Annotated in this window: 5 protein-coding genes; 3 read left to right on the top strand and 2 right to left on the bottom strand. The window is 71.6% G+C overall.

Going from position 1 to position 6,948, the window contains the following annotated elements; all coding sequences use genetic code 11:
- Positions 1 to 370 precede the first annotated feature (370 nt).
- A complete protein-coding gene (locus ACWEV3_RS43290; protein ID WP_452619488.1) occupies positions 371 to 910 on the top strand; it encodes a hypothetical protein in 540 nt (179 codons plus the stop codon).
- 66 nt (positions 911 to 976) lie between these two features.
- Positions 977 to 3,565 (top strand): DUF4118 domain-containing protein, encoded by a 2,589-nt coding sequence (locus ACWEV3_RS43285; protein WP_452619487.1) that lies wholly within the window; start codon positions 977 to 979, stop codon positions 3,563 to 3,565.
- A gap of 18 nt (positions 3,566 to 3,583) precedes the next feature.
- On the opposite strand, the gene ACWEV3_RS43280 is transcribed toward ACWEV3_RS43285, so the two are convergent.
- Both ACWEV3_RS43280 and ACWEV3_RS43275 read right to left on the bottom strand, forming a co-directional pair.
- Complete coding sequence (locus ACWEV3_RS43280) at positions 3,584 to 4,330, bottom strand: cache domain-containing protein (RefSeq protein ID WP_452619486.1); 747 nt, start codon at positions 4,328 to 4,330, stop codon at positions 3,584 to 3,586.
- Between the two features lie 141 nt (positions 4,331 to 4,471).
- Complete coding sequence (locus ACWEV3_RS43275) at positions 4,472 to 5,215, bottom strand: FadR/GntR family transcriptional regulator (protein ID WP_452619485.1); 744 nt, start codon at positions 5,213 to 5,215, stop codon at positions 4,472 to 4,474.
- Between the two features lie 125 nt (positions 5,216 to 5,340).
- Here ACWEV3_RS43275 and ACWEV3_RS43270 point away from each other — a divergent pair, with 125 nt between their 5' ends.
- Complete coding sequence (locus ACWEV3_RS43270) at positions 5,341 to 6,759, top strand: gamma-aminobutyraldehyde dehydrogenase (protein WP_452619484.1); 1,419 nt, start codon at positions 5,341 to 5,343, stop codon at positions 6,757 to 6,759.
- Positions 6,760 to 6,948: the final 189 nt, after the last annotated feature.

Here is a 6,948-nt window from a genome sequence, read left to right as displayed (position 1 = left end):
GGTGGCCCGGTTCCCCCCCTCGTTCCTCATTTTCCATTGAAATTGAAGGTCCAATTTCAATGGAAATTGCGGACCGGGACCGGACCGGAGCCGGGTCAGGACCGGAGCCGGGTCGGGACCGGCGGACCGGAGCCGGGTCGGGACCGGGACCGGAGCCGGGTCGGGACCGGACCGGACCGGACCGGACCGGACCGGAGCCGGGTCGGGACGGCGCTGGCTGCGCGCTCGCCGCCTGCGGCTGCGTGCTGAACGCCGCCGCGGGGTCATCCCTCCGTCAAGGTCCGCCCGTCACCTGTAGGAATCGCGTCAAGAGCCCGTCCCGGGGCCGCTCGGCGAGCTTCACTGAACAGGTCACCGCCGATGGAAGGCGGTGCTCGTCAGGTCCGGGGGCGTCGTGATGGTCGTGTTCCGGCGTGGCCTGGTTCGCCGGTCGGTGGCCGGGCTCGCGACATCATCCGCGGTCGGTTTCTTCGCGGTCGTGGCGGGGATGGCGCCGACGGCCGCGGCGGTCTGGTGGTCGGGCGGGCAGGTGGCCGGGTTGGTCGTGCTGTGCCTCGTGGCAGGCGGCTACGGCTTCGCCGTCCGCAACGCCACCGGCGCGCTGGTCACCGCGGTGCTGGGCTGGATGTTGTTCAACGGTTTCGTCGTGCACTCCCACGGCGATCTCGGCTGGAACGGCTCCGGCGACGCCGTTCGACTGGCCGCGCTGACGGGTGCGGCGCTGCTCGGCGCGCTCCTCGGCAATGTCCGGGCTGCCCGCCATGAGCGGCCGGTGGTCGTGGAGACCATCCCGGCCCCCAGAGCCGAGCCGCCTGCGCGCGACCGGCAGCCGAAGGCGGAACTCCCGAAGAGCGCTTCCTCCCCCGAGGTCGCGGTCGCACCGGCCCGGGCGTCTCGGCCCGTGGCGTGAGCCGGGAACGGGTGCGCACACTGGTCGTGAGCACCCGAACGGCCGTAGCCGCGGAGGTGAGGGCGGATGCCACGCGGACGACTGCGCGTCTACCTCGGTGCCGCGCCCGGTGTCGGCAAGACCTTCGCCATGCTCTGCGAGGGCCACCGCCGCCAGGATCGGGGCACCGACGTGGTCGTGGGCTTCGCCGAAACCTACGACCGCCCTCGCACCGCCGAACTCCTCGACGGCCTGGAGGTCCTCCCGCGCCGGACGCTCGGGTACCGCGGCGCCGCGTTCACCGAGCTCGACGTGGACGCCGTCCTCGCCCGCCGTCCGCAGGTCGCGCTGATCGACGAGCTCGCCCACACCAACGTGCCCGGTTCCCGCAACACCAAGCGGTGGCAGGACCTCGAGGAGATCCTCGACGCGGGCATCGACGTCATCTCCACGGTGAACATCCAGCACCTCGAATCGCTCAACGACGTCGTCGAGCACATCACCGGCATCCCGCAGCGCGAAACCGTGCCCGACGAGGTGGCGCGCCGCGCCGAGCAGGTCGAACTCGTCGACATGACCGCCGAGGCCCTGCGCCGCCGGATGGCCCACGGCAACGTCTACCCGCCCGAGAAGATCGACGCGGCGCTGAGCAACTACTTCCGCGTCGGCAACCTCACGGCGCTGCGCGAACTCGCGCTGCTGTGGCTGGCGGACAAGGTCGACGAACAGCTCGACCGCTACCGCGCCGAGCACGACATCACCGGCACCTGGCAGGCTCGCGAACGCGTCGTCGTCGCGCTCACCGGCGGCGCCGAAGGCGACACGCTGATCCGCCGGGCCGCCCGGATCGCCGAACGCGCCCGCGGCGCGGACCTCCTCGCGGTGCACGTCGTGCGCGGCGACGGGCTTTCCGACGCCAGTCCCGCGCACCTGGCGCGGCAGCGCGCCCTGATCGAGGACCTCGGCGGCACCTACCACCAGGTCGTCGGCGAGGACATCCCCGGCGCACTGCTGGACTTCGCCCGCGGCGTCAACGCCACCCAGCTCGTGCTCGGCGCTTCCCGCCGGGGCCGGCTGGCGCAGCTGTTCTCCCGCGGCGTGGGCGTCACGACCACCGCTCGCTCCGGCCCCATCGACGTGCACATGGTCACCCACGAGCACGTCGCCCACCGGCAGTGGCTGCCCACCTTCGCGCCGGGCGTCGGCCGGCGGCGCCGCATCGCCGGTTTCGCCTTGGCAGCGCTCGGAATTCCCCTGCTGACCACGCTCCTGGCGCTCGCGCGCAACGACCTTTCGCTGCCCAGCGAGATCCTGCTGTTCCTCGTGCTGGTCGTCGGCATCGCGCTCGTCGGCGGGTTCTGGCCCGCGATCTCCGCCGCGCTGGCCGCATTCCTGGTGCTGAACTACTTCTTCACCCCGCCGCTGTACGTGTGGACGATCGCCGATCCCGACAACCTCCTCGCGCTGATCGTCTTTGCGGTCGTGGCGATCGCGGTCAGCGCGGTCGTCGACCTCGCGGCCCGCCGCGCCCGCGAAGCCGCCCGCGCGAGAGCCGAAGCCGCCGTCCTGTCCAACCTCGCCGGCAGCGTCCTGCGCGGCGAACACCCCCTGTCCGCGCTGCTGTCCCGGCTCCGCGAAACCTTCGGGCAGGACTCCGCGACCCTGTTGGAGCGGCGGCCCGAATCCGGCCGCACACCGGACGAACAGCACGATCCGCGGGCCTGGCACGTCGTGGACGCCGCCGGTGCGCCGCCGTGCCCCAGCCCGGACGCGGGCGACACGCACATCGCCGTCGGCGACGACCTCGCGCTGGCCCTGCGCGGCCCCACCCTCCCGGCCGCCGACCGCCGCGTGCTCGAAGCCTTCGCCACCCAGGCCGCCGTGGCACTCCACCAGCACCGGCTGGCCGAGCAGGCCGAGCAAGCCCGGCAGCTCACCGCGGCGAACCAGATGCGCACCGCGCTGCTCGCCGCCGTCAGCCACGACCTGCGCACCCCGCTGGCGTCGGCCACCGCCGCAGTCGAGAGCCTCCTCAGCGACGACGTCGCCTGGAGCGCGGAGGACGAGGCCGAACTCCTCGACGCCGCCTACCAATCGCTGGTCCGGCTGGACCGGCTGGTCGCCAACCTGCTGGACATGAGCCGCCTGCAGGCGGGCACGCTCGGCATCGTCACCCGCGAGCTGGCCGTCGCCGATGCCGTGCCGCAGGCGCTCGACGGCCTGGACGCGGACGGCCGGGTGCGGATCCAGATTCCGGAGGCGCTGCCCGACGTCCTCGCCGACCCCGGTCTGCTCGAACGAGTCCTGGCCAACCTCATCGGCAACGCGCTGCGCTACAACCCGCCAGGCCGGCCGGTTCTCGTGACCGCCAGCGCGCTCGCCGACCACGTCGAGGTCCGCATCATCGACCGCGGCCCGGGAGTCCGCCCAGCGGATCACGAGAAGATCTTCCTGCCGTTCCAACGACTCGGCGACCGCGACAAGAACACCGGCGTCGGGCTCGGGCTCGCCCTCGCCCGCGGCCTCACCGAAGCCATGCACGGCACGCTCACCCCGGACGAAACCCCGGGCGGCGGACTCACCATGGTCCTGACCCTGCCGATGGCCGGATCTCCCGCGATACCGGAACAATCCTCGGCCGAACGGCCCGCACCGCATCGCGGGAGCATCCGGTGACCCGGGCTCGGGACCGCGTCAGGACGCAGCGGATCCGGTTCGGTCGACCACGAGGGCGATCGGCGTTTCGCCGCAGCGCCTGAGCACCACGCCGTTCTCGGCGCGCGGGATCGCGCCCGCGTTCCACCACGCCGGCACGTCCAGTTCGCGGGCCAGCGCGCCCGTCGCCTGCCCGACGTTGTTGGAGACGATGAACCTTCCCTGGGAGTTGACCAGCGCGGCTCGGCCGCGGAGATCGCGCAGGTGCGGGAACACCGCGCGCTCGAAGTCCTTCACGAACACGTCCGCGCCGACGACTCCGGCGAAGCCCTGCCGGACGTTCAGCGGCACGGTGAAGGTCAGCGCGTACTCGTCGCTGCACAGGTAATCGACGTAGGGGCCGGTGATGTGGCGCTGCGCGGTGTCGCGCGGGATGGTGAACCAGGGCTGCCGCGTGTAGTCCAGGAAGTGCTCGCTGGCCGGGTCCAGGCTGATGAGGAGCTGCGCGGGCTCCTCACCCGGCGTCAGGGTCCACCACTGGAAGCCCAGTTCCTGGTCGACGAGCAGGTTCGGCGCGGCGATGAAACCCGCTCCGTTCACCAGCTCGCCGAGGGCGCCGACCACCTCCGGCCGCAGCCGGGCCAGGTCGCGGGCCCGTAACGAATCCTCGGCGAGCAGGGTTTCGGCACCGCTGCGGATCGTTGCCAAGCGCGCGAAGACGTCCTCCACCAGCGTCGAAACGTGGTCGATGACCTCGTCGCCGACCAGTGTGCGCGTGTCCTTCACGATGCGACCACCTCATGCACGTGCCGATTGCGTCGCCGGCTGCCGATGTTGGGGTTGGGTCAGCGTAGCGGCATGCCGCCCGCCGGTGCGCCCATTGCGCCAGGCCGTTTCGCGGCTCATGTGCCGGGTGCCCGGAATGCACTACTTCCGGGTCAGCTCCAGGTGGACTTCGGCCGCTCGATCCACGGCCGCGAGGATGTGCTTCTCCGTGAGCGTTCTGGCCAGTGGGCCATCGGCGCGCGCTACCGCCTCCGCGATCGCGCGGTGCTCGGAGTGGGAGCGGTCGGCTCCCCCGCCGCACCCGGCCGACAGCCACAGCACGGCGCCGAGCTCGCCCTGCAGCTGGACTTCCTGCTGGGTCAGCCTGCTCGACTGCGCCGCGGCGGCGACTTCGAGGTGGAACTGCCGCTCCGCGCGTGCGGTGTCGTTCCCGCTGGTCCCGCGCACGTCGTCGGCGGCCTGTTCGAGCCGTTCGAGATCTTCCGGCGAGCTGCGCTCGGCCGCGAGGCGGGCGGCCGCCCCGGCGATGGCCGCGTAGTGGTCGCCGAGGTCGCGCAACTCGCCGAGGCTCACCTCGCGCAGCCGCTCGCGCCAGAACTCGCCGCCGTGGTCGCGCGGGGCCCGCACGAAGCTGCCGCCGCTGCGCCCGCGCCGGGTCTCCACCAGCCCCTGCTGCCGCAGGGCCATGAGCGCTTCGCGGATGGTGACCGTCGAGACCCCGAGCTGGCCGGCCAGCTCGGCTTCGCTCGGCAGCTGCTCCTCGTCGGCGAGCAGACCCAGCGTGATGGCGTCGACCAGCCGCCTGGTCACCGCCTCCACGCGGCCGGTCTGGTCCAGCGGCGCGAACATCGCTGATCGCGCGCGGTGCGGCACCCGTTCGCCCATGCGCTTCCCCGGCTCCTCTCGGTCCTACGGGACCAATCTTGCCGGAAACTCTTGTTCTATTACATATGGTCTTATATGTTTTCGTCCCACCGAGACCCCCTGCCCCTCTGACTAGGAGCTATCCAGTGGAGCTCAAGCACTTCGTGGGCGGCGAGTACACCGAGCCCCGCGCGGACCGGGTGGCCGAGATCATCGATCCGGTCACCGGCCGGCCCTACTGCACCGCACCCGTCGCCGACGCCCAGGACGTGGACCACGCGATGCGGACCGCGTCGGCGGCGTTCCGGAAGTGGCGCGACACCACCCCCGCCGAACGCCAGCTCGCGCTGACCCGCATCGCCGACGCGATCGAGGCCCGCGCCGACGAGATCGTGCGCGTCGAATCCGCCGACACCGGCAAGCCGCTCGCGCTCACCCACGCCGAGGAAATCCCGATGGTGCTCGACCAGGTGCGCTTCTTCGCCGGGGCGGCCCGGGTGCTGGAGGGCAAGGCCGCGGGCGAGTACCTGGCCGGGCACACCTCCTACGTGCGCCGCGAACCCGTCGGCGTGTGCGCGCAGGTGACGCCGTGGAACTACCCGCTGCTGATGGCGATCTGGAAGATCGCGCCCGCGCTGGCCGCCGGCAACACCGTGGTCCTCAAGCCCGCCGACACCACCCCGGCGTCGACGCTGCTGCTGGCCGAGATCTGCGCCGAATTCCTGCCGCCGGGCGTGTTCAACGTGCTCTGCGGCGACCGCGACACCGGCCGCGAGCTCGTGACGCACCCGATCCCGGCGATGGCCTCGATCACCGGCTCGGTGCGCGCCGGCATCGAGGTCGCCGGGGCCGCGGCCACCGACCTCAAGCGCGTGCACCTGGAACTCGGCGGCAAGGCGCCGGTGCTGGTCTTCGCCGACGCCGACATCGCCGACGCCGCGGAAGGCATCGCCGCCGCCGGGTTCTTCAACGCCGGGCAGGACTGCACCGCCGCCACCCGGGTGCTGGTGCACGAATCGGTGCACGACGAGTTCGTCGCCGCGCTGGTCGAGCAGGCCGGCGCGACCCGGACCGGCAAGCCCGACGACGACGATGCGGCCTACGGCCCGCTGAACAACGCCGCCCAGCTGCAGCGCGTGTCCGGTTTCATCGAGCGGCTGCCCGACCACGCCGTCGTCCGCAGCGGCGGGAAGCGCGTCGGCGACCAGGGCTACTTCTTCGAACCGACCGTGATCTCCGGTGTGCGCCAGGACGACGAGATCGTGCAGAACGAGGTCTTCGGCCCGGTGATCACCGTGCAGCGCTTCGCCGACGAGGACGAAGCGCTGGCCAAGGCCAACGGCGTCGACTACGCCCTCGCCTCCTCGGTGTGGACCGCCGACCACGGGCGCGCCATGCGGGTGTCCCGCGAGCTGGACTTCGGCTGCGTGTGGATCAACACCCACATCCCGCTGGTGGCCGAGATGCCGCACGGCGGCTTCAAGAAATCGGGCTACGGCAAGGACCTCTCGCTGTACGGCCTGGAGGACTACACCCGCATCAAGCACGTCATGAGCGCTTTCTAGAGCAGAAAGGCTGTTTCCGAACTCGTATTGCGGCAGTGCGGGTAGCGACCCTGCGGGCGCTACGGCCGCCGCCTCACCCGGATGAACGTCGGTCCCGCAATTTCAATGGAAATCGAAGGTCCGATTTCCATTGAAATTGCGGAAGTTGTCCACACCCTCCGGCGTGTTGGGGCCCGACACGCCGGAGGA

This window comes from Saccharopolyspora sp. NPDC003752, assembly GCF_053605825.1.
Note: the sequence above shows the minus strand (reverse complement) of the source record. Positions and strands in the feature narration are given on the sequence as shown.